Genomic DNA, 23,375 nt, shown 5'->3' on the forward strand with positions numbered 1-23,375 from the left:
CGCACTCCTCCAACCGCACTCCTGCGCAGCGATCGCGACACATCATATCGCCGAGAGCCGCCAATCGAATAGCTTCACAGGCTCTCAGGATGACGACGATGGTGTTGAACCGCGGACGTGGCCGCCGCGACGCGCCAGCCGACTGATGTCGGTCCAGTCGCCGCGGATCAGTGCCTCTTTCTTGGCACGGCTCCAGCCCTTGATCTGCCGTTCGACGGCGATCGCGTCGGTAATGCGATCGAAATGCTCGGACCAGACCAGCGTCACCGGCCGGCGGGTCGAGGTGTATCCGGGGTAAGTGCCGACGTCGTGTTGCGCGATGCGCGGCGCGAGATCGTCGCCGGTCGCGCTACCAACGTAGTAGGAGCCGTCGGCGCAGCGGAGCATGTAGACGAAGATGCCCATCCTCGGCCTCTTGGTATACAAAAGTCAGGCGTGAAGCATGCCAGCGAGGCTGTGGCTGTCAATCGAAACGTGTGGTGATTGCCTCGGCCGCGGCCCATCCTTCGAGACGCGCGCCCGTCGGGCGCGCTCCTCAGGATAACGGCGAGCTAGTTGGATCGCCGTTAAGCGGTGCGCGGTACACGCGGGTTATCCAAAAAAAGCCCCCGCGACGGTCGCGGGGGCTTGGCGTTGGTGAGGCTGTTTTATCGTCGCCGAGGCTTGGCGGTCGTTACTTAGCGGCTCGTCGTTACTCCGCGGCCTCCAGCAGCACCGGCTCGGCGAGAAGGTCGAAGCGGTCGGCGTTCATCACCTTGGTCCAGGCGGCGACGAAGTCGTTGACGAACTTCTCTTTGGAGTCCGCTTGCGCATAGACCTCGGCGAGCGCGCGGAGCTGCGAGTGCGAGCCGAAGATCAGGTCGACGCGGGTCGCGGTCCACTTGACGTCGCCCGACTTGCGGTCGCGGCCCTCATAGATGCCCTCGGTGCCGGAGGGCTGCCACGACGTCGCCATCGTCAACAGGTTGACGAAGAAGTCGTTGGAGAGCGTGCCGGGCTTGGTGGTGAACACGCCGTGCTTGGAATCCCCCGCATTGGCGCCGAGCACCCGCAACCCGCCGACCAGTACGGTCATTTCCGGCGCGGTCAGCGTCAACAGCTGCGCCCGATCCACCAAAGCCTCTTCGGGCTTCATGAACTGGTGCTTCTTGCTGTTGATGTAGTTGCGGAAGCCGTCGGCGCGGGGTTCGAGCGGCGCGAAGGACGGCGCGTCGGTCTGCTCCTGCGAGGCGTCCATGCGGCCCGGCGAGAACGGCACCTTGACGGCGACGCCGGCGTCCTTGGCGGCCTTCTCGATCGCCGCGACACCGCCGAGCACGATCAGGTCGGCGAGCGAGACTTTCTTGCCGAACTCCTTGCCGATCGCTTCCAGCTTCTGCAGCACGGTTGCGAGCTGCTCCGGCTGGTTGACCTCCCAGTCCTTCTGCGGGCTGAGGCGAATGCGCGCGCCATTGGCGCCGCCGCGCTTGTCGGAGCCGCGGAAGGTCGAGGCCGAATTCCAGGCGGTGGAGACCAGGTCGGCGACCGAGAGACCGGAGCCGAGGATCTTGGCCTTGAGGGCTTCGACATCGGCGTCGTTGATCAGTTCATGATCGACCGGCGGGATCGGGTCCTGCCAGAGCAGCGTTTCCTTCGGCACTTCCGGGCCGAGATAGCGCGCCACCGGGCCCATGTCGCGATGGGTCAGCTTGAACCAGGCCCGCGCAAAGGCGTCGGCGAGCTGATCCGGATTCTCGTAGAACCGCCGCGAGATCTTCTCGTAGGCGGGATCGAAGCGCAGCGCGAGGTCGGAGGTCAGCATGGTCGGCAGCCGCTTCTTCGACGGATCGAACGGGTCCGGGATCGACGGCTCGGCGTTCTTGGCGACCCATTGCTGGGCGCCGGCCGGGCTCTTGGTCAATTCCCATTCGAACTTGAACAGGTTGTCGAAGAAGTGGTTGCTCCACTTGGTCGGCTCCTGCGACCAGATCACTTCCGGTCCGCCGGTGATGGCGTCGGCGCCGAAGCCGGTGCCGTATTTGCTCTTCCAGCCGAGCCCCTGGTCCTCGACGTCGCCGCCTTCCGGCTCAGGCCCGAGCAGCGACGGATCGCCGGCGCCGTGGGTCTTGCCGAAGGTGTGGCCGCCGGCGATCAGCGCCACGGTCTCTTCATCGTTCATCGCCATGCGGGCGAAGGTTTCGCGGATGTCCTTGGCGGAGCCCACGGGATCGGGATTGCCGTTCGGGCCTTCCGGGTTGACGTAGATCAGTCCCATCTGCACCGCGCCGAGCGGATCGGACAGTTCACGTTCGCCGCTGTAGCGCTCGTCGCCGAGCCAGGTGCCTTCCGGCCCCCAGAACAGCTCTTCCGGCTCCCAGGTGTCGGCGCGGCCGCCGGCAAAGCCGAAGGTCTGAAAGCCCATCGATTCCAGCGCGACGTTGCCGGCCAGCACGTAGAGATCGGCCCAGGAGATCTTCTGGCCGTATTTCTGCTTGATCGGCCACAGCAGCCGGCGCGCCTTGTCGAGGTTGGCGTTGTCGGGCCAGGAATTCAGCGGCGCGAAGCGCTGCTGGCCGCCGCCGGCGCCGCCGCGGCCGTCGGTGGTGCGATAGGTGCCGGCGCTATGCCAGGCCATGCGGATGAACAGGCCGCCGTAATGGCCGAAATCCGCCGGCCACCAGTCCTGCGAGTCCGTCATCAGCGCGGTGAGGTCCTTCTTCAATGCCGCGAGGTCGAGCTGCTTGAACTGTTCGGCATAGTGGAAGTCCTTGCCGAGCGGGTCGGCCGACGGCGAGCGCTGGTGCAGCACCGACAGGTCGAGCTGCTCCGGCCACCAGTCGCGGTTGCCGCGCGGGGCCGGGCCGTGTGCGACCGGGCATTTGCCGGATTTGTCGTCAGTCTTTGCGTCCATGGAGTGTCTCCGATCGTGTGTCGTTGGGCGTGTGGGCGTTGTCTTAGGCTTGGTCGTCACCGCGGCCCTCGGCATCCACGATACGCCCAAAGCGGGGCGCACCGGACCGAGCCGGTCCGTGGCGTTTGATTTCGATGCGTCGGCAATCCGGTTGCCGGCGGGTGGCGGTCTGGTCGGCGCGTCCTCCGCGGCAGTGTCGGATGTCCGGACCGGGGCCGGCATCTTGCTGCGCGATGATGATGGTTTGTTGGTCGGCGATCCCGCGGCGGTCCCCGGGAACCCGACGCGCTGAATCTGGAACAATTCCATCATCAGGTCCAGTCGAATTGCGTTGTGCGCGCGATCAGTTTATCTGATCGTCCATGGTCACGCTGCGTCAGCTCCGTTATCTCTCCGCGCTCGCCAAGCACGGCCATTTCGGCCGCGCCGCGGAGGCCTGCGCGGTGACGCAGCCGGCGCTGTCGATGCAGATCAGCGATCTGGAGCGACGGCTCGGCGTCAAGGTGGTGGAGCGGCGGCCCGGCGAGGTGCTGTTGACCGACGTCGGCCGCGAGATCGCGCGCCGCGGCGAGGAGGTGCTGACGGCGTCGCGCGACCTCGTTGATTTCGCCCGGCATCGCAACAAGCCGCTGACCGGACGGCTGACGCTTGGCGTGATTCCGTCGCTGGCGCCGTATCTGCTGCCGAAGATTTTGCCGGCGCTGCAACGGCAATATCCCGAACTGCGGCTGGAATTGCGCGAGAGCCAGACCAGGCAGCTGGTCGGCGACATCAAAGGCGGCGTGCTCGATGCGGCGCTGCTGGCGCTGCCGCTGGAGGATGGCGAACTCGACGCGCTGGAATTGTTCGAGGATCTGTTTCTCTTGGCGGTGCCGGCCGACGATCCGCGGCCCGACACCGCGCGGGTGGCGGCGCGCGACATCGACCAGAGCCGGCTGATTCTGCTGGAAGACGGCCATTGCCTGCGCGACCAGGCGTTGGCGTTCTGCGCCACCGCGCGGCGCGGCCGGCAGCAGGCGACGGCGGGGATGACGTTCGGCGCCTCCAGCCTGTCGACGGTGATGCAGATGGTGGCGTCGGGTTACGGGCTGACGCTGATTCCGCAGATCGCCGCCGAGGTCGAGCGCCGCGACAGCCGGGTCCGGCTGTTGCGGCTGAAGGACCCGCAGCCCGGCCGCCGCATCGGCCTGGTGTTTCGCACCACCTCGCCGCGCAAGGCGGACTTTAAGGCGCTCGGTGAGGTGGTGAAGGAGAGCGTGGGGTGAGGGCGCCGCTCAATTCACCCGTTCGAGCGCCATCGCGACGCCCTGGCCGACGCCGACGCACATCGTGGCCAGCGCCAGCTTGCCCGCGCGGGTCTCCAGGCCATGGATAGCGGTCAGCGCGATCCGGGCGCCGCTCATGCCGAGCGGGTGGCCGAGCGCGATGGCGCCGCCATGCGGGTTGACGAAGTCGGCGTCGTCGGCGACGCCGAGTTGGCGCAGGCAGGCCAGCCCCTGCGAGGCGAAGGCCTCGTTGAGCTCGATCAGGTCGAAATCGCCGATTGAAAGCTTGAGCCGCGCCAAAAGCTTCTGGGTCGCCGGCACCGGGCCGATGCCCATGATCCGCGGCGGCACCCCGGCTGACGCGAGGCCAAGGATGCGCGCCCGCGGCGTCAGCCCGTGCTTCTTCACGGCGTCTTCCGAGGCGAGGATCATCGCGGCGGCGCCGTCATTGACGCCCGACGCATTGCCGGCGGTGACGGTGCCGGGATTGCGCACGATCGGCTTCAGTTTGGACAGCCCCTCCAGCGTGGTCTCCGGGCGCGGATGTTCGTCCTTGTCGACCACGATCGGCCCGGCCTTGCCGCCGGGCGCCGCCACCGCGGCGATTTCTTGCGCGAAATAGCCCGACGCCATCGCGGCGCCGGCGCGCTGCTGGGAGCGGATCGCGAAGGCGTCCTGGTCGGCGCGCGACACCTGGAATTCCTCGGCGACGTTCTCGCCGGTCGCCGGCATCGCGTCGACGCCGTATTGCGCTTTCATCAGCGGATTGATGAAGCGCCAGCCGATCGTGGTGTCGTGGATCTCGGCCTGGCGCGAGAACGCCTCGGTTGCCTTGCCCATCACGAACGGCGCCCGCGTCATCGATTCGACGCCGCCGGCGATCGCGAAATCGATGTCGCCGGCGCGGATCGCGCGCGCCGCGGCGCCGACGGCGTCGAGCCCGGAGGCGCATAGCCGGTTCAGCGTGATGCCGGGAACGGAGTCGGGCAGCCCGGCCAGCAGCAGCGCCATCCGCGCCACGTTGCGGTTGTCTTCGCCGGCCTGATTGGCGCAGCCGAGAGTGACTTCGTCGAGCGCGGCCCAGTCGAGTTGCGGATGTTTCGCCAGCAAGGCCTTGATCGGAACCGCGGCGAGATCGTCGGCGCGCACCTTGGCGAGCGCGCCGCCGAACCTGCCGATCGGGGTCCGCACCGCGTCGCAGACGAACACATCGCGCATCCTCAGCTCCCGTTTTGTCATCCGTGCTTGATCGCCGGAATTTGCGCGGCAGTCTTAGGAAGGCGGTTCGGCGCGGTCAATCCGGCGCAGCCTCAGCCTCGTGCCCCGGGCGCGCCGGCAATCCGCAGGATTGCGGCGAAGCCCCGGGGGCGTTGCATCGGCAGTCTTCGTAACGGTCCCGGCTCTGCGGCGCCGCGCTGCGCGCTTCGCCTGGTCCGGGACACGAACTGCGAAGCTCGCCGCGAAAGCCGTGCAAAGCCGTGTATGGCCGCGCCGACCGGGTAGGATCGCGCGGCGGAATTGCGCTAGTTTGCGCCCGCCATGACCATCGCACCCGACATCTCGCCATCGCCCGAACCTTCCGCGCCCGCCGAGAAGGTGTCGCCGATGATGGAGCAGTACCACGAGATCAAGGCCGCCAATCCCGGCCTGCTGCTGTTCTATCGGATGGGCGATTTCTACGAATTGTTCTTCGAGGACGCCGAAATCGCCGCGCGCGCGCTCGGCATCACGCTGACCAAGCGCGGCAAGCACAAGGGCCAGGACATCCCGATGTGCGGCGTGCCGGTGGAACGCTCCGACGACTATCTGCATCGGCTGATCGCGCTCGGCCATCGCGTGGCGGTGTGCGAGCAGACCGAGGACCCGGCGGCGGCGCGCGCCCGCAAGAGCGTGGTGCGGCGCGACGTGGTGCGGCTGATCACGCCCGGCACGCTGACCGAAGACACCCTGCTCGATGCGCGCGCCAACAACTACCTGCTGGCGATTGCGCGGGCGCGCGCCTCCGCCGGCGCCGACCGCATTGGGCTGGCCTGGATCGACATCTCGACCGCCGAATTCATCGTCACCGAATGCGCGCCCGGCGAACTTGCCGCCACGCTGGCGCGGATCAATCCCAACGAGGCGATCGTCACCGACGCGCTGTATAGCGACGCCGAATTGGGGCCGTTGCTGCGCGAATTGCCCGCGGTGACGCCGCTGACCCGCGACGTGTTCGATTCGGCGACCGCGGAGCGAAGACTCTGCGATTACTTCGCGGTGTCGACGATGGACGGGTTGTCGGCGATGTCGCGGCTGGAGGCGACTGCTGCCGCCGCCTGCGTCACCTATATCGACCGCACCCAGCTCGGCAAGAAGCCGCCTCTGTCGCCGCCGTCGCGCGAGGCCACCGGCTCCACCATGGCGATCGATCCGGCGACCCGCGCCAATCTCGAATTGACGCGCACGCTCTCCGGCGAGCGGCGCGGCTCGCTGCTCGATGCGATCGACTGCACCGTCACCGCCGCCGGCTCGCGGCTGTTGGCGCAGCGGCTGGCGGCGCCGCTCACCGATGTGGAGCAGATCGCGCAGCGGCTCGATGCGGTGGCGGCGCTGCTGCCCGATCCCGGCTTGCGCGAGGCGCTGCGGACGACGCTGCGCGGAGCCCCCGACATGTCGCGCGCGCTGGCGCGCCTGAGCGTCGGCCGCGGCGGGCCGCGCGATCTGGCGGCGTTGCGCGAGGGCTTGCGGGCAGCGGATCAGGCTTTGGCGCAGCTCGGCGCGCTCGAGGCGCCGCCGAAAGAAATTCAAACCGTGATGGCGGCGCTGCGGCGGCCGTCACGGGAACTGGCGCAAGAGTTTTCACAGGCGCTCGCCGATGATTTGCCGCTGATGAAGCGCGACGGCGGCTTCGTCCGCGAAGGTTATCACGCCGCCCTCGACGAGACCCGCAAGCTGCGCGACGACTCGCGGCTGATCGTCGCCGCGATGCAGGCGCGCTACGCCGATGATTGCGGCGTCAAGGGCCTGAAGATCCGCCACAACAACGTGCTCGGTTACTTCGTCGAAGTCACCGCGCAGCACGGCGAAAAGCTGATGGCGCCGCCGCTCAACGGCACTTTCATCCATCGCCAGACCTTGGCCGGGCAGACCCGCTTCACCACCGCCGAACTCGGCGAGATCGAGGCCAAGATCGCCAATGCGGGCGACCGCGCGCTCGGGCTCGAGCTGGAGATCTTCGAGCGCCTGGTAGCGATGGTGCAGCAAGCCACCGACGATCTGCGCGCCGCGGCGCATGGCTTTGCGCTGCTCGACGTCACGCTGGCGCTGGCGAAACTCGCCGCCTCCGACAACTACGTCCGCCCCGAGGTCGACGGCTCGCTGTCGTTCGCGATCGAAGGCGGGCGGCATCCCGTCGTCGAGCAGGCGCTGCGCCGCGATGGCCAGCCCTTCATCGCCAACGCCTGCGATCTGTCGCCCGGGCCGGGGCAACAATCCGGGCAGATCTGGCTGATCACCGGCCCCAACATGGCGGGCAAGTCGACCTTCCTGCGGCAGAACGCGCTGATCGCGCTGTTAGCGCAGATCGGTTCGTTCGTGCCGGCGTCGCGCGCGCGGATCGGCATCGTCGACCGGCTGTTCTCGCGGGTCGGCGCCGCCGACGACCTGGCGCGAGGACGTTCGACGTTCATGGTCGAGATGGTGGAGACCGCGGTGATCTTGAACCAGGCGTCGGAGCGCGCGCTGGTGATTCTGGACGAGATCGGCCGCGGCACCGCGACCTTCGACGGGCTGTCGATCGCCTGGGCGGCGATCGAGCATCTGCACGAGAGCAATCGCTGCCGCTCGCTGTTCGCGACGCATTACCACGAACTCACAGCACTCTCCGCCAAGCTGCCGCGGCTGTTCAACGCCACGGTGCGGGTGAAAGAGTGGCACGGCGACGTGGTGTTTCTGCACGAGGTGCTGCCGGGCTCGGCGGACCGCTCCTACGGCATCCAGGTGGCGAAGCTCGCAGGGCTCCCGCCGAGCGTGATCACCCGGGCAAAGTCGGTGCTGGCGAAACTCGAAGCGCAGGACCGCGGCCAGTCGGCACGCGCCTTGGCCGAAGACCTGCCGCTGTTCGCCGTCACCGCGCGGGCGCCGGCGGAGCCGTCGCCGCCGACCGAAGCCGAGCAACTGATCGCCGCATTGCAGGCGCTGCACCCCGACGAACTTTCCCCGCGCGAGGCGCTGGATGCGCTTTACGCGCTGAAGGCGAAGCTGAAGGGGTGAGGCGAACCCCCGGCGGTCGCTGCGCGCGCTTGGCGTCCGCTCGCAAAGATCCCCTCCGCGGGTCGTCCCTGCGCGCGCAGGGGCCCATCACCCCTGGCCTCGATTCGGACCACCATCGCGTGCTCCGCACCACCGCGACTCGCGCCGCATGGGGCCCGGGCTCGCGCGCAGCTGTCGCTGCTCGCGCCCCGGGATGACGGCTTGATATGTGTCGGGCGCACCCAACCCGACCGGCAGAAGCGCGCGGCGAGAGCTGCGCTCACTCCTCTTTGTTCGGCTCAGCCGGCAGCTCTTTCTTCGGCTCCGCCGCCATGCGGTCGAGCCGGTCCTGCATCTCCTTCATCTGGCGACGCAGGTCGTCGATGTTGCCGGCGTCCGCGGCCGGCTCCGGCGGCGGCTCCGGCTCCGGTGCGCTGTGGGTGGCCGGGTTGCTCGGCACGAACGGCTTGAACATCGAGAAGGTGCGCTCGAACAATTCCATGTTGCGGCGGACGTGCTCTTCCAGCGGCGCGAACGGCCCGACGCTGAAGGTCGAGGTCAGCTGCTTGCGAAACTTCTCCTGTTCGCGGGTCAGCGTATCGATCGACTGCTCCAGATAGCGCGGCACCACCATCTGCATGCTGTCGCCGTAGAACCGGATCAGCTGGCGCAGGAAGGTGGTCGGCAGCAGGTTCTGACCCGCCTTGTTTTCCTGTTCGAAGATGATCTGAGCCAGCACCGAGCGGGTGATGTCGTCGCCGGACTTGGCGTCGAAAACCAGGAAATCCTCGCCGTCCTTCACCATCGCGGCGAGGTCTTCGAGCGTCACGTAAGTACTGGTTCCGGTGTTGTAGAGCCGCCGGTTTGCATATTTCTTGATTGTCGTCGGCAGATTCGATTTCGCCATGGTCACCCACACCTAGGAGGACAGGAACCGGCTCGCGCCGGCGAACGAAACGCAACGCAACAAAATAAGCACTTCCCTCGCCCTTCTGCTACCTTTTTGTTCGCGAAGGTTAATTCGGCAGCATTCTGATCCTCCCGGTGCCGCCCGGAACGGCATTTTGATCGCGCTGCGGCGAGGAAACGGGCTTTGCCGATTGACACGCTGCAGCGAGGTTAACAGGATAGCAGCCGACCCGGCCCGCCGCCCGGCGGGCACAGTCCAAACAGTACAAGCCCAGGAGAAATGCCCATGTCCGACGATGTCGTCATCGTCAGCGCCGCTCGTACCGCTGTCGGAAGTTTCAACGGCGCCTTTGCTACTTTGCCCGCGCACGACCTCGGCGCGGTGGTGATCCGAGCCGCGCTGGAGCGCGCCGGGCTCGAGCCGGGCCGGGTGTCCGAAGTCATCATGGGCCAGATCCTCACCGCGGCGCAGGGCCAGAACCCGGCGCGGCAGGCCTCGATCGCCGCCGGCATTCCGGTGGAGAGCCCGGCCTGGGGCATCAATCAGCTGTGCGGCTCCGGCCTGCGCACCGTGGCGCTGGGCTATCAGGCGCTGCTCAACGGCGATTCCGAGATCGTGGTGGCCGGCGGCCAGGAATCCATGAGCATGGCGCCGCATGCGCAATATCTGCGCGGCGGGGTGAAGATGGGCGCGGTGGAATTCGTCGATACCATGCTGAAGGACGGGCTGTGGGACGCCTTCAACGGCTATCACATGGGCAACACCGCCGAGAACGTCGCCAAGCAGTATCAGATCACCCGGCAGCAGCAGGATGAGTTCGCGGTCGCCTCGCAGAACAAGGCCGAGGCGGCGCAGAAGGCCGGCCGCTTCAAGGACGAGATCGTCCCGGTGACGGTGAAGAACCGCAAGGGCGACATCATCGTCGATACCGACGAGTTTCCGCGCCACGGCGTGACCATCGAGGCGATCGCAAAGTTGAAGCCGGCGTTCGAAAAGGACGGCACCGTCACGGCTGCCAACGCCTCGGGTATCAACGACGGCGCCGCCGCCGTGGTGTTGATGACCGCCAAGCAGGCCGCCAAGGAAGGCAAGACGCCGCTGGCGCGCATCGTCTCCTGGGGGCAGGCCGGCGTCGATCCGAAGATCATGGGCACCGGGCCGATCCCGGCGTCGCGCGCGGCCTTGAAGAAGGCCGGCTGGTCGATCGGCGATCTCGATCTGATCGAGGCCAACGAGGCCTTCGCCGCGCAGGCCTGCGCGGTCAACAAGGACCTCGGCTGGGATACTTCTAAGGTGAACGTCAACGGCGGCGCGATCGCGATCGGCCATCCGGTCGGCGCCTCCGGCGCCCGCGTGCTGGTGACGCTGCTGCACGAGATGCAGAAGCGCGATGCCAAGAAAGGTCTTGCTACGCTGTGCATCGGCGGCGGCATGGGTATCGCGATGTGCCTCGCGCGCGGCTGATCTCGCAACGCAGCACAGCAGAAATTCTTCGCACCGCACTGCACCTAATCATTCCGACGCCCGGCCATCGTGCCGGGCGTTTTTGCTTGATGTTCGTCACGCGGCCAGATTAATTCGAAGTTCTACTCGACAACGGTGCGTTATCAGCAACGGTCATAACAAGGTTAAAAGCTCAGCATCTGATCACGCTTTCAATGGCAATGCGGCGCTTGATTCGATTGTTGTCCTGCGCAGTGCGGGACGGATCAGGCGCAGGGGAGGAATTGGAATATGGCGCGTGTGGCGTTGGTGACCGGAGGAACACGAGGCATTGGGGCGGCAATCAGCAAGGCGTTGAAGGCCGCCGGATATAACGTCGCGGCGAATTATTGCGGCAACGACGCGGCGGCGGAGAAATTCAAGGCCGAGACGGGAATTCCGGTTTTCAAATGGGATGTCAGTTCGTTCGAGGCCTCGGTGGAGGGCGTCAAGACCGTCGAAGCCGCGCTCGGCGCGGTCGAAATCCTGGTCAACAATGCCGGCATCACCCGCGACGGCGCGTTTCACAAGATGACGATCGAGCAATGGAGCGCGGTGACCAGCACCAATCTCGGCTCGCTGTTCAACGTCACAAGGCAGGTGATCGAAGGCATGCGCGGCCGCAAATTCGGCCGCATCATCAACATCTCGTCGGTCAACGGACAGAAGGGCCAGTTCGGCCAGGTGAATTACTCCGCCGCGAAGGCCGGCGATCTCGGCTTCACCCGGGCGCTGGCGCTGGAGAACGCCCGCGGCGGCATCACGGTGAACGCGATCTGCCCGGGTTACATCAACACCGAGATGGTGCAGGCGGTGCCGAAAGAGGTTCTGGAGAAAAACATCCTGCCGCTGATCCCGGTCAACCGGCTCGGCGAGCCGGAGGAGATCGCCCGCGCGGTGGTGTTCCTCGCCGCCGACGACGCCGGCTTCATCACCGGCTCGACGCTGTCGATCAACGGCGGGCAGTCGATGACCTGATCGCGGCGTCGCGCCGCCGGCGCACCGCGCCATGACGGTGCGTTCGGCGACGCTGGTCGGGCTCAGCGCCATCCTGATGTGGTCGCTGCTGGCGGTGCTCACCGTCGCCAGCGGCACCATGCCGGCGTTTCAACTCGCCGCGATGACCTTTGCGATCGGCGCGGGGGTCGGCGTTGTGAGCTGGCTGCTGCGGCCGGGTGCGGCGCGCGCGCTGCGGCAGTCGCCGCTGGCCTGGGCGGTCGGCGTCGGCGGACTGTTCGGCTATCACGCTTTGTATTTCCTGGCGCTGCGGCTGGCGCCGCCGGCCGAGGCCGGGCTGCTGAACTATCTGTGGCCGCTGCTGATCGTGCTGTTCTCGTCGTTTTTGCCCGGCGAGCGGCTGCGGTGGCATCACCTGGCCGGCGCGCTGCTCGGGCTGGTCGGCACCGTCTTGCTGTTCGCGGGCAACGCCTCGGCGCGTTTTGAGCCGGGGCACATCGCGGGTTTGGTCGCCGCGTTCGTCGCGGCGTTCATCTGGGCGGCCTATTCGGTGATGTCGCGGCGGCTCCGCGCGGTGCCGACCGACGCGGTCGCCGGGTTCTGCCTCGCCACCGCCGTGCTGGCAGCGCTGGTGCATGGCGCGGTGGAGACCACGGTGTGGCCGCAGACGCCGACGCAATGGGCGTCGATCGCGATCCTCGGCATCGGCCCGGTGGGCGGGGCGTTCTACGCCTGGGACATCGGCATGAAACGCGGCGACATCCGCGTGCTGGGCGCGGCGAGCTACGCCACGCCGCTGCTGTCGACGGGCTTTTTGATCCTCGCCGGCTTCGCCGAAGCGAGCACCACGCTGGCGCTCGCCGCAGCGCTGATCGCCGGCGGCGGGCTGATCGCGGCGAAAGATATGATCTGGAAAGGGCGAAGCTGAGCGCGGTCTTGCGCGCGTACCAAGCTTACCGTGGTGAAATCTCGATGCAGCGGCGCCGCTGCTTCCCTCGCCCCGCTTGCGGGGAGAGGGTGGCGTGACAAGCGAAGCTTGGCACGCCGGGTGAGGGGGCGCCGCGTGATGCCGAGACGCCCCCTCACCCGACCCCGCTTCGCGGAGCCTGTACTCGGACGGCGCGAAGCGCCGATCCGGGTGCTACGCGGGGTCGACCTCTCCCCGCGAGCGGGGAGAGGTGAATCAGTGCCCGCAGCAGTCGTTCTGCGGTCCATCCGGCTCATCCGACATCACACTTCCGCCGGCTCCCAGCCCTTCTCCGCCAGTTCGAACGTCGCAAAATCGAAGCCCGGCGCCACCGTGCAGCCGACCAGGGTCCAGTCGCCGCTGCTCTGCGCGGCCTGCCAGGCGTGCGGCGGCACGAGGCCTTGCGGCAGTTCCCCCGCGGCGAGATCGGGTCCCAACCGCACAGTCCGTCGGCCATCGCCATCGGCGATCTGCAAGTCGAGCGGCGCGCCGGCGTAGTAATGCCAGACCTCGACCGCGTCGATGCGGTGCCAATGCGAGCGCTCGCCCTTCGCCAGCAGGAAATAGATCGCGGTCGAGGCGGCGCGGCCGGCGCCGTCCACCCGCGTATCGCGAAACGTCTCGCGGAAATGCCCGCCTTCCGGATGCGGTTTGAGATCGAGTCGGGCGATGATCTCGGCGGCGCTGAGCGCAGTCGTCGCGGCAGCCATCACGACTTGTTCTTGCGTTCGCGCAGTTCGGTGAACACCTCGACCGCGCCTGCGCCCTTCAGCCGCACTCCTGCGGCGACGCTCGGCTCGTCGGCGCGCAAAAACACGTTGGTCTGCTTCTCGTCGCCGAGCAGCGTCGGGACGGTCGGCAGCCCCGCGGTGCGCAGATGCGCCACTTCGGCGGCGCGCGCCTGCAGCGCGGCGTTGCCGGGCTCCACGGTCAGCGCGAACTTGACGTTGGCGGCGGTATATTCATGCCCGCAATACAGCCGCATGTCGTCGGGCAGCACCCGCAGCTTCAGCAGCGACTCCCACATCATCGGATAGGTGCCCTCGAACACCCGGCCGCAGCCGACCGAGAACAGCGTGTCGGCGGCGAACAGCGCCTTGTCGTCGTCGAACACGTAGGCGATGTGGTCCAGCGTATGGCCGGGGGTTTCCAGCACCCGCGCCAACAGTTCGCCGACCTTGATGACGTCGCCCTGGCGGACCCGCAGGTCGACCAGCGGGATCGCCGCGCCCTGATCGTAGGGCGCGACCACGCGGCAATTGGTCGCCTGCTTCAGTTCGGCGATGCCGCCGATGTGGTCGGCGTGGTGATGCGTCACCAGGATGTCGGTCAGCGTCCAGCCTTCGCGGGCGAGTGCGGTGAGAATCGGCCCGGCCTCCGGCGCGTCGATCGATGCGGTGGCGCCGCTTTCGGTGTCGTGCACCAGGTAGCCGAAATTGTCCTTGAGACAGGTGAACACGCGAATTTCGGCGGCCATGACATCTCCGTGAGTAACCAAGCCCGGGCTGAACCGCCCCGGGGCCTCTGAAATATGGCGTTAACGCTGGCGCGGCAATGCGTTATTGCTGATGGCTTGCATGGCGTGGGCGCCGCCGCCGGGTGATAGAATAGAATCATGACGATCGATGTCACCGAACTGCGCGATTTCTACTCGCAACGCCTGGGGGTGATGGCGCGGCGGCTGATCAATCGCGCGATCCAGGTGCATTGGCGCGACGCCCGCGGCCAGCGCGTGCTCGGCTTCGGCTATTCGACGCCCTATCTGGGGCTGTTTCGCAACGACAGCGAACGCTGCCTCGCCTTCATGCCGGCGGCGCAAGGCGTGCTGAAATGGCCGACGGCGCGGCCGACGCTGTCGAGCCTGGTCGAAGAGTGCTCGCTGCCGCTGCCGGATGCTTCGATCGACCGCATCCTGTTGGTGCATGCGCTGGAAATGTCGGACGACCCCGACGGCTTGATGCGCGAATTGTGGCGGGTGCTGGCGCCCTCGGGCCGGCTGATCGCGATCGTGCCGAATCGCCGCGGCGTCTGGGCCCGCACCGACACCACGCCGTTCGGCCACGGCCGGCCTTATTCCCGGCTGCAGATCGCGCAATTGTTGCGACGCAGCTGGTTCACGCCCACGGCGTGGAGCGAGGCGCTGTTTCTGCCGCCGATCGGGCACAACTGGATGCTGCGCTCGGCGCCGGCCTGGGAGCGGGTCGGGGCTGCGATGGCGCTGCCGTTCGCCGGGGTGCATATCGTCGAGGCCACCAAGCAGGTGGCGCGCGCGATTCCCGTGCGCCGCGAGCGCACCCGCCTGATTCCGGCGCTGCAGCCGGCGATGCTGCCCTCGCCGCGCGACGACGACAGCGATCTCGGCGATCTCGGGATGCCGGCGCCGCGTTAGCGAAGTTTCGACTTGGATTGATGCGTTTCGACATTCCCGGGTCGTCATCCCGGGGCGCGAGCAGCGAAGCTGCGAGCGAGCCCGGGATCCATAACCCCTACAGGGGATATGGATTCCGGACTTGCTCGTTCTTCGAACTCGCAATCCGGAATGACGACTTCATTTGGGTTGGATGCTTCAATTCCAACTCGAAATAGCGCGAGCGCAGTGCTCTACCGTGGCGAGGCTCACGCCTCGATGAGCTGCTTGATCCGGGCCAGCAGATCGTCGAGATCGAACGGCTTGGCGATCAGCTCCATGCCGGGCTCCAGGAAGCCGCCGGCGATCGCAGCACTTTCGGCATAGCCGGTCATGAACAGCACCTTGAGATCCGGCCGGCTTTGCCGCGCCTGATCGGCGAGCTGCCGGCCGTTGATGCCGGGCAGCCCGACGTCGGTGACCAGAAGGTCGATGCGCTCGCGCTGCAGCAGCGCAAGCCCCGACGGACCGTCGACCGCCTCGAAGGCGCGGTAGCCCTGCTCCTGCAGCATCTCGACGATCACCCCGCGCACCACCGGCTCGTCCTCGACCACCAGCACCGCTTCGCCGTTGGCGACGTGCGCGGCGCCGCCCTTGGCGGCTTCCGGCGCGCCGGCGATCTCGCCGTGATCGCGTGGCAGATACAGCTTCGCGGTGGTGCCGCGGCCGGGCTCGCTGTGCAGCCGGACGTGGCCGCCGGATTGCTGCGCGAAGCCGTAGATCATCGACAGCCCGAGCCCGGTGCCTTGGCCGATCGGCTTGGTGGTGAAGAACGGATCGAACGCCCGCGCCGCCACCTCGGGGCTCATGCCGCAGCCGGTGTCGGTGACCCGGATGCAGACGTAGTCGCCCGGCAATAGCGCCGGCAGCTCGACGTTCAGCCCGCCGAACCGCACGTTGTTGCAGGCGATGGTGAGTTTGCCGCCCTCCGGCATCGCATCGCGGGCGTTGATCGCGAGGTTCAGGAGCGCGCTTTCCAGCTGGTTCGGATCGCACAGCGTCGGCCACAGGCCGGGGGCGGCGGCGACCTCGAGATCGATCGCCTCGCCGATGGTCCGGCGCAGCAGGTCCTCCAGCGAGACGACCAACTGATGCACGTCGACCGATTTCGGCACCAGCGGCTGCCTTCGCGCAAACGCCAGCAATCGGTGGGTCAGCGCCGCGGCGCGGTTGGCCGAGGTCATCGCGGCGTTGATGTAGCGCGACAGGTTGTCGGCGCGGCCCTGATCGAGCCGGACCTGCATCAGGTCGAGCGAGCCGACGATCCCGGTCAACAGGTTGTTGAAGTCGTGGGCGATGCCGCCGGTCAATTGGCCGACCGCCTCCATCTTCTGCGATTGCCGCAGCGCCTCCTCGGTGGCCTTCAGCCGTTCCGCCGCGACCTTTTCGGCGGTGACGTCGCGCGCCACCGCGTAGTTGCGGTCGACGTCGGAGACGCCGGTCCACGACAGCCAGCGATAGCTGCCGTCCTGGTGGCGCAAGCGGTTTTCGAACCGCACCGTGGCCTCGCCGGCGGCGAGCTTCTGCATCTGCGCGCGGGTCACGCCGAGGTCTTCGGGATGCTCCAGCCAATCCGCGGTGTGGGTGAGGAGGTCGGTCTCGCTCCAGCCCAGCGTCCGCTGCCAGGCCGGATTGAGCGTCAGAAACCCGCCGTCGCGATCGGTGACCAGCAGCAGATCCTGCGACACGTTCCAGATCCGGTCGCGCTCGCGGGTCTTGTCCTGCACCCGCTGCTCCAGCGTGGCGTTGAGCTTGGCCAGTTCGGCGGCGATCTGCTTCTGGTCGTCGACGTCGGTCGAAGTGCCGATCCAGCGCACGATGGCGCCCTGCTCGTCGCGCGCCGCCACCGCGCGGGCCAGGAACCAGCGATAGACGCCGTCGACCCGGCGCAGCCGGAATTCGTTTTCATAGGGCTCGCCGGTGGCCACCGCCCGGCTCCAGGCTTTGAGCGTGCGCTCGGCGTCGTCGGGATGCACCATCCGGCTCCAGGCGCCGGCGTCGAGTTCGCCGGGGTGGAAGCCGGAATACTCATAGGCGCGCGGGTTGAACCAGGTCAGCATGCCGTCCGGCCCGCCCGACCAGACATGGTTCGGCAGCGCGTCGGCCAGCGTGCGAAACGCCTCCTCGCTCTGCCGCGACGCCCGTTCGGCCAGCACCTGCTCGGTGACGTCGGTATGGGCGCCGACCAGCCGCAGCGCCCGGCCGTTCTCGTCGCGTTCGATCACCGAGCGCACCGCGATCCAGCGGGTCGCGCCGTCGCTGGGGCGGATGATGCGATATTGCGCGGTGTAGTCGCGCGCCTCGCCGCGGATCGCGTCGAGGAACTGGCGCTCGGTGGCGTCGCGATCCTCCGGGTGGATCCGCCGCACCCAGTCGGCGTGGGTTTCGTTCGCCGCCTCCGGCGGCAGGCCGTGTACCACCAGATATTCCGGCGAGCGGCGGTTGTGGAAGCCGGTGGCGAGGTTGACCTCGAGGCCGCCGATCCGGCCGATCTGCTGCACCCTGGCGAGCTCCGCCTCGCGCTCGCGCAGCGCGGCGGCGGCGAGGTAGTCGCGGGTGACGTCGCGGCAGACCACCAGCACGCCGCCGACCCGGCCGTCCTCGTCGATCGGGCCGTAGCCGTAGGTCCACCACACCTGCTCGAGCCGGCCGTGGCGGGTCACCGGCACCAGCTGATTCTCGTGCCAGGTCGGGCCGCCGCCACCCATCACCTGGGCGATCTGCGGACCGATGATCGGCCAGATCTCCTGCCAGCAGTCGCGGCCGCGCTGCCCCAGCGCCGAGGGATGGCGTTCCGGGCCGAGCGTCTGCCGATAGGCGTCGTTGTAGAACTGGATCAGCTCGTCGCCCCACCAGATGAACATCGGGTGGTTGGTGGTGAGCAGGATGCGCAGCACGGTGCGCAGGCTTTGCGGCCAGGATTCCGGCGGCCCAAGCGGCGTCGCGGTCCAGTCGTGGGCCCGCATCAAGGCGCCCATCTCGCCGCCGCCGGCGAGGAAATCGCCCGTCCCGGTTTTGTCGATTTCCAGCATAGGCCGACCGGGTCTCACGCGAACTGCGCTTCTGCGGTCAGCTTAGCATCGGCGCGGTCCGGCGCAACGGCCCGCGGGCCGCCGCCCGGCACGACAGGCGTTTACTTCATCAGGCCGGCGGCGGTCAGCGCCCGGGTGATCACCGCGTTGACGTCGAAGCCGCGGCGGCCTGTGGCGTGCGGCTCGTCGCGATGCTCCTGCTTGGCGCGGGCCTTGCGGGCGCGCGGGATTTCGTGGAGCTGCTCGACATGCACGGCCGGCGTCGACGCCGTCGCAGCGGTGGTGGAGGCAGTCGCCGGCCGATGGATGCGCTCGGTCAGGCCGAAGAATTTCGCGATGTGGTAGGATGACGAGATACCGACATCGAGCAGGTACGCGCCCTGCGCGCCATAGCTCTCGGTGCTCGCGCCGGTCCCGAGCGGGGTGCCGTGCGCCATATTGGTGATGGTGTAGGATTCCACCACGGTCTCGCCGGCCGCATTCCACCACACCTGGCGCGGATAGCCGTCGACTTTCGCGGTCGACATCGGCGACGACGGCAATTGGTGCAGGTCGAGCCACTGCTTGACCAGTTCGTCGGCATTCGACGGATTGACGGTGCGGTCGGCGCTGCCGTGCCACACCGACAGCTTCGGCCACGGCCCGCGATGCTTGGAGGCGTCGCGCACCAGATCGCCGAGCTCAGCCGCAGGCCGCGAGGCGGATTGCATCATCGCGCTCATTGCCTGCTGCACATTGCCGGCGACGCCGTACGGCAAGCCGGCGATCACCGCGCCGGCCGCGAAGGTTTCCGGATAGGTCGCCAGCATCACCGCGGTCATCGCGCCGCCGGCCGACAGCCCGGTGACGAACACCTGGTCGCGGTCGATGTGATGCGCGGTCGCCATCTGTTCGATCATCTGCCGGATCGAAGCGGCCTCGCCGCCGCCGCGCCTGGTGTCTTCCGGCACGAACCAGTTGAAGCAGCGGTTTGGATTGTTGGAATTGGTCTGCTCCGGCATCAGGAGCGCAAAGCCGTAACGCTTGGCCAGCGTCGACCAGCCGGCGCCGACGTCGTAGCCGCCCGCGGTCTGCGTACAGCCGTGCAGCACCACCACCAGCGGCGGCTTGTTGCCGGCGTCGGCCGGCACATAGGACAGCATCCGCAACTGGCCGGGATTGGGCCCGAAATCGGCGGTCTCGGTGAGGTGGCTGCCCGCCGCCGCCGGCGCGCCGCCGACGCTGCCGGACAGCCCTCCGAAGCCGTTGATCTTACGGAACTGACGAAGGAATTCGATGTTCTTGGAAAGCGACACGGCAGCTCCTTGGTCCGGATTCGGTGAGACAATCAGCCATCGGGAATATGGTTGCTGCACTGCAAAATAAAATAGCCGACGCGATCAACGCCGCGTGTAGACGCCTCACGCAAAACGCCGGTATTTTCACCGAAGCCGTGCCACCGCCGGACCTCCGAAACATCGCGTGGATCGCAACCAGACCGCCAGGTTGAGGATGCGGCCGGTTCCGCGGCGCTGCGCGGTTGTCCGCCGGCATCGCCTCGATTAGTTCCGGCGGCGGCGCCCGCCGGGCCGCTGTTGCTATTACCGCGCGGCCCGCCGCACCCTCGACTTTGGTCGCATTCGGCAAATTTGACTTTTCTGCGCGAAACCATTCTCCCTGATCCTGACGCTGTCCGGCGTCGTCCTTTCACGTGCAACGGTCGCCGTCCGGCGCCGTGACTTCGCGGACCGAACCGAATGTACGATGTGTTGAAGGCGCTTCACGTTCTCGGCGTGGTGCTGTTGGTTGGCAATGTGACGATCACCGCCTATTGGAAAGTGCTGGCCGATCGCACCGCCGATCCGAAAATTGTCGCCCATGCGCAGCACGGCGTGAACGCCGCCGACTGGATCTTCACCTTGGCCGGCATCGCGCTGGTGATGATCGGCGGCTATGGCGCGGCCTATGTGCGCGGCCTGCCGCTGTTCGACTCGGTCTGGCTGGTGGGCGGACAGATCCTGTTCGCGGTGTCCGGCATGATGTGGCTCGGCATTCTGGTTCCGCTGCAGATCCGGCAGGGCAGGGCGGCGCGCAACTTCGCCTCGCTCGACCGGATTCCCTTGAGCTATCTGCGCGACGCGCAGAAATGGCTGGTGTGGGGCATCATCGCCACCGTGCCGCTGGTCGCCGCCACCGTGCTCATGGTGCTGAAGCCGTAGCTTAAGCGTCGTCGATCCGCTCCTTCACAAGAAGCCGTCATTCCGGGGCGCGAGAGCGTCAGCTCGAGCGAACCCGGAATCTCGCCACGCGCACACGCCTTCCCGCGGCAGGATTCCGGGTTCGCTCGCCCAAGGGGGCTCGCGCCCCGGAATGACGGCGCTTCTTGCCGCGCCCGGACGACGGGCGCTTGCTAAGCCGCGCCGTTTTTCTCCTCGTCGTCCTCGGCGGTGCCGGTGACGGTCTCGCCGGGTTTGGCGCGTTCGGCGACCCGCATCGCCAGATCGTGGAAATTCTGCTGCAACTGGTCGAGCGCGAAGCCGAGCGCGAAGAACTGCTCGATGCGCTCGCCCGACAATTGCCGCGTCGTGCCATCCTTGCGCACCTTGTCGACCTCGACGTCGTAGGCCGCCAGCGCCGCCTGCAGCTGCTGCAGCGACGGCGGATCGCCGCGGCCGCGCAGCGCCATCGCGGCGGCCGAGAGGTATCCGGTCGCGGCGTCGCTGAACTGCTCCAGCACGCCGCCGAGCCGCGCCTGCAGCGGCTCCGGCAACGGCCCGCCGGCGGCGCGGCCGACCATCACCAGATCGTGGCGCAACCGCAGCAGCGTGCGCAGCAACGGCGCGGTATCCGGCCCGTTCGACAGCCCGGCGGAGCGTTCGCTTTCCGCCTCGACGGCGATCTCGCCGAGCGTGACCAGCGATTCGCCGATGCCGTCCTGCAGCCGGTGCAGCGCGTCGGTGTCGAGCCCGCCGGTCAGCCCGGCCAGCAATTCGCGCAGCGCCACCGCCATCAATTCCAGCGTCCGCGCCGCCGCATTGGTGGCGAGCCCGAGCGCGCGGGACGGCAGCACGAAGAACGACACCACGAGGCCGGTGATGGCGCCGACGCCGACCTCCAGCACGCGGTCGATGGTGGAATCCAGCGGATTGACCTGGGTCATGGTCGGCACCAGCAGCACGATGATCGCGGTCACCAAAGCGACGTTGAACCGCGGCTTGATCGCCGCGATCAGGGCCAGCGGCGCCACAATCACCGCCAGCACCGCCAATAGCTCCCATTCGCTATGGTGCGGCACGAAGATGGTCACCGCGCCGCCATAGGCCGCGCCGCCCACCGTGCCGATCAGATAGTCGATCGCCACTTTCAGCGAGCGGCCGACGCTGAGCTGGGTGACGATGATCGAGGTCAGCACCGCCCACAGCGGCAGCCGCAGATGCACCGCCTGGGCGAACGCCAGCGCCAGCAGCGCCGCCAGCGTCACCCGCAGCGCCAGTCCGAGTTGCAGCCGGCGCGGCTTCAGCTGCGCGGCGATTCGTGTCTTGAAATTGGTCATAGGCCTCGTGTCGAAATGGCTGGGAGGGCGGCGCCGTTGCCGCCCTGCGTCGAGCTGTGCGCCACAGAGCATGCGAAATTGTGACTGGCAATCGCCCGCGCGCCGCCGGCTTGAACGTCGCCGCCGCCCCGCCTACCCTGCCGCTCCCTCCACCGCCCGGACGCACCGATGACCGATGAAACCGCGACGCTGGCCTTCTATGTCGCCGGGCTCGATTTCGACGCCATTCCGCAAGAGGTGCGGACGCGGGCGAAATCCCTGACGCTGGATTTTCTCGGCAGCGCGATTCGGGCGCGTCGCGATGCCGAATCCACCCCGGCGATTCTGCAGACGCTGCGCGCGCTGTCGCTCGACGGCGCGGGGCCCGCGACGGTGTTCGGCGACGATCGCGGCTGGACCCCTGCGGTCGCGGCGCTGCTCAACGGCGCGCTCGGCCATTCGCTGGATTTCGACGACACCCACGCGGATTCCTCGCTGCATCCGTCCGCCCCGGTGGTTCCGGCGGCGTTTGCGGTCGGCGAACTTGTCGGCGCATCGGGCGCCGAGGTGCTGACCGCGATCGTCGCGGGCTACGAGGTGTGCTGCCGGCTCGGCAACGCGCTCGATCCGACCTCGCATTACGCCCGCGGCTTTCATCCCACCGCCACCGCCGGCACCTTCGGCGCCGCAGCGGCGGCGGCTAAGCTGTTCAAGCTGACGCCGGAGCAGATCATCGCGGCATTCGGCGTCGCCGGCAGCCAGGCCGCGGGCTCGCTGCAATTCCTGGTCAACGGCGCCTGGAACAAGCGCTACCAGGTCGGCGCCGCGGCGATGAACGGGGTGATCGCCGCCACTTTGGCACGGCAGAATTTCGTCGGCGCCACGCAGGCGATCGAAGGCATCCACGGCCTGTTGGTCGGCTACAGCGACGACGCCCATCCGGAAAAGGCTATCGCGGGATTGGGTACAATCTACGAGACCATGAAGATCGGGGTAAAGCCCTATCCGAGCTGCCGCTACACCCATGCGGCGCTCGACGCGCTGATCGCGATGCGCCGCGAACACAACCTCACGCCCGAGCAGATCGCGCGGGTCACCATCGGGCTGCACCGCAACGGCATCACGCTGACCGGCGACGCCGCCACCAAGCGGCATCCGCGCTCGATCGTCGCCGGGCAGTTCTCGATGTACTTCACAGGCGCCCTGGCGCTGGAGCAGGGCGGCTTCGGCTGGGACGACTACGCGCGGCTCGGCGATCCATTGATCGACGCGCTGGCCGATAAATTCGACGTGGTGCAGGACGCGCGGTTGGAGGGAAAGACCCATCCGTTCGGCGCGCATGTGGCGATCAGCACCGAGGATGGCGTGCACGTGCGGCTGATCCCGGATCCCTCCGGCGAGCCCAATGCGTTTCCGAGTGCGGAGGCGATGACGCAGAAATTCCTGCAGCTGGCGCGCCCGGTGCTCGATGGCGGCGCGGAAAAATTCGCCGACGCGATGCTGGCGCTGGAACGCTTCGACCGCTTTGGAGACGTGGCGGCGCTGGGAAGGGGGTAGCAGGTGCCGGGCGATAATGACTTGCTATCGCCTTTGGGACGCCAGCCTGCCGGCACACCGCTCTGCCCAAAAAGTCGTCCGTGAACAATTCGGAAGCGCCTGATTTTTCGGGTTAATCGAGTTCGTGCAAGTCTTCGATTTTGCAGGAAAGCGGTGGGTTGACCGCG

General features: G+C 67.6%; 18 protein-coding genes. 9 read left to right on the forward strand and 9 right to left on the reverse strand.

Annotation, left to right across the window (positions count from 1 at the left end):
* Positions 1–84: 84 nt before the first annotated feature.
* Together HNR60_RS23240 and katG are read right to left on the reverse strand one after the other, a co-directional pair.
* Positions 85–405, reverse strand: a complete 321-nt coding sequence (locus HNR60_RS23240) for a GIY-YIG nuclease family protein (RefSeq protein WP_184262661.1) — start codon at positions 403–405, stop codon at positions 85–87.
* 286 nt (positions 406–691) lie between these two features.
* Positions 692–2,890 (reverse strand): catalase/peroxidase HPI, encoded by a 2,199-nt coding sequence (gene katG, locus HNR60_RS23245; protein ID WP_184262663.1) that lies wholly within the window; start codon positions 2,888–2,890, stop codon positions 692–694.
* A 118-nt stretch (positions 2,891–3,008) separates the two neighbouring features.
* Here katG and HNR60_RS23250 point away from each other — a divergent pair, with 118 nt between their 5' ends.
* Both HNR60_RS23250 and HNR60_RS23255 read left to right on the forward strand, forming a co-directional pair.
* Complete coding sequence (locus tag HNR60_RS23250) at positions 3,009–3,182, forward strand: hypothetical protein (RefSeq protein ID WP_210313753.1); 174 nt, start codon at positions 3,009–3,011, stop codon at positions 3,180–3,182.
* A 70-nt stretch (positions 3,183–3,252) separates the two neighbouring features.
* Positions 3,253–4,155 carry a LysR substrate-binding domain-containing protein gene (locus HNR60_RS23255; protein ID WP_184262667.1) on the forward strand — a complete coding sequence of 301 codons (903 nt, stop codon included), beginning with the start codon at positions 3,253–3,255 and terminating at the stop codon, positions 4,153–4,155.
* A 9-nt stretch (positions 4,156–4,164) separates the two neighbouring features.
* Here HNR60_RS23255 and pcaF read toward each other — a convergent pair whose 3' ends face one another.
* Positions 4,165–5,373, reverse strand: coding sequence for a 3-oxoadipyl-CoA thiolase (gene pcaF, locus HNR60_RS23260; protein ID WP_184262669.1), 1,209 nt, complete (start codon positions 5,371–5,373; stop codon positions 4,165–4,167).
* Between the two features lie 321 nt (positions 5,374–5,694).
* On the opposite strand from pcaF, the gene mutS reads away from it, so the two are divergent.
* Positions 5,695–8,406, forward strand: a complete 2,712-nt coding sequence (mutS, locus tag HNR60_RS23265) for a DNA mismatch repair protein MutS (RefSeq protein ID WP_184262671.1) — start codon at positions 5,695–5,697, stop codon at positions 8,404–8,406.
* Positions 8,407–8,665: 259 nt separating this feature from the next.
* Here the strand turns inward: mutS and phaR are convergent, their stop codons facing one another.
* The gene (phaR, locus tag HNR60_RS23270; protein WP_184262673.1) at positions 8,666–9,292 is read right to left on the reverse strand and encodes a polyhydroxyalkanoate synthesis repressor PhaR; all 627 of its coding nucleotides are present in this window, start codon (positions 9,290–9,292) and stop codon (positions 8,666–8,668) included.
* A gap of 288 nt (positions 9,293–9,580) precedes the next feature.
* Here phaR and HNR60_RS23275 point away from each other — a divergent pair, with 288 nt between their 5' ends.
* The 3 genes from HNR60_RS23275 (at position 9,581) to yddG (ending at position 12,662) form a co-directional block, all read left to right on the forward strand.
* Complete coding sequence (locus tag HNR60_RS23275; protein ID WP_184262675.1) at positions 9,581–10,759, forward strand: acetyl-CoA C-acetyltransferase; 1,179 nt, start codon at positions 9,581–9,583, stop codon at positions 10,757–10,759.
* 270 nt (positions 10,760–11,029) lie between these two features.
* Complete coding sequence (phbB, locus tag HNR60_RS23280) at positions 11,030–11,755, forward strand: acetoacetyl-CoA reductase (protein WP_184262677.1); 726 nt, start codon at positions 11,030–11,032, stop codon at positions 11,753–11,755.
* A gap of 31 nt (positions 11,756–11,786) precedes the next feature.
* On the forward strand, positions 11,787–12,662 hold the full coding sequence (yddG, locus tag HNR60_RS23285; protein ID WP_184262679.1) for an aromatic amino acid exporter YddG: 876 nt from the start codon (positions 11,787–11,789) through the stop codon (positions 12,660–12,662).
* Positions 12,663–12,964: 302 nt separating this feature from the next.
* On the opposite strand, the gene HNR60_RS23290 is transcribed toward yddG, so the two are convergent.
* Entirely contained in the window at positions 12,965–13,411 is a 447-nt protein-coding gene (locus HNR60_RS23290; RefSeq protein ID WP_184262681.1) for a cupin domain-containing protein, read from the reverse strand.
* Positions 13,411–14,178, reverse strand: coding sequence for a hydroxyacylglutathione hydrolase (gene gloB, locus HNR60_RS23295; protein ID WP_184262683.1), 768 nt, complete (start codon positions 14,176–14,178; stop codon positions 13,411–13,413). The genes HNR60_RS23290 and gloB overlap by 1 nt, the downstream gene beginning before the upstream one ends.
* Positions 14,179–14,316: 138 nt before the next feature.
* Here gloB and HNR60_RS23300 point away from each other — a divergent pair, with 138 nt between their 5' ends.
* The gene (locus HNR60_RS23300) at positions 14,317–15,090 is read left to right on the forward strand and encodes a methyltransferase domain-containing protein (protein WP_184262685.1); all 774 of its coding nucleotides are present in this window, start codon (positions 14,317–14,319) and stop codon (positions 15,088–15,090) included.
* 227 nt (positions 15,091–15,317) lie between these two features.
* On the opposite strand, the gene HNR60_RS23305 is transcribed toward HNR60_RS23300, so the two are convergent.
* The gene (locus HNR60_RS23305) at positions 15,318–18,140 is read right to left on the reverse strand and encodes a PAS domain-containing protein (protein ID WP_184262688.1); all 2,823 of its coding nucleotides are present in this window, start codon (positions 18,138–18,140) and stop codon (positions 15,318–15,320) included.
* 101 nt (positions 18,141–18,241) lie between these two features.
* Complete coding sequence (locus tag HNR60_RS23310; RefSeq protein WP_184262690.1) at positions 18,242–19,435, reverse strand: extracellular catalytic domain type 1 short-chain-length polyhydroxyalkanoate depolymerase; 1,194 nt, start codon at positions 19,433–19,435, stop codon at positions 18,242–18,244.
* 441 nt (positions 19,436–19,876) lie between these two features.
* Between HNR60_RS23310 and HNR60_RS23315 the strand changes: the two genes are divergently transcribed.
* Positions 19,877–20,338, forward strand: a complete 462-nt coding sequence (locus HNR60_RS23315) for a DUF2269 family protein (protein ID WP_184262692.1) — start codon at positions 19,877–19,879, stop codon at positions 20,336–20,338.
* Positions 20,339–20,529: 191 nt separating this feature from the next.
* Here HNR60_RS23315 and HNR60_RS23320 read toward each other — a convergent pair whose 3' ends face one another.
* On the reverse strand, positions 20,530–21,672 hold the full coding sequence (locus tag HNR60_RS23320; protein WP_184262694.1) for an FUSC family protein: 1,143 nt from the start codon (positions 21,670–21,672) through the stop codon (positions 20,530–20,532).
* Positions 21,673–21,840: 168 nt separating this feature from the next.
* Here HNR60_RS23320 and HNR60_RS23325 point away from each other — a divergent pair, with 168 nt between their 5' ends.
* Positions 21,841–23,208, forward strand: a complete 1,368-nt coding sequence (locus tag HNR60_RS23325; RefSeq protein ID WP_184262696.1) for an MmgE/PrpD family protein — start codon at positions 21,841–21,843, stop codon at positions 23,206–23,208.
* Positions 23,209–23,375 lie beyond the last annotated feature (167 nt).

It is taken from the genome of Rhodopseudomonas rhenobacensis (assembly GCF_014203125.1).
GTDB classification, from domain to species: domain Bacteria; phylum Pseudomonadota; class Alphaproteobacteria; order Rhizobiales; family Xanthobacteraceae; genus Rhodopseudomonas_A; species Rhodopseudomonas_A rhenobacensis.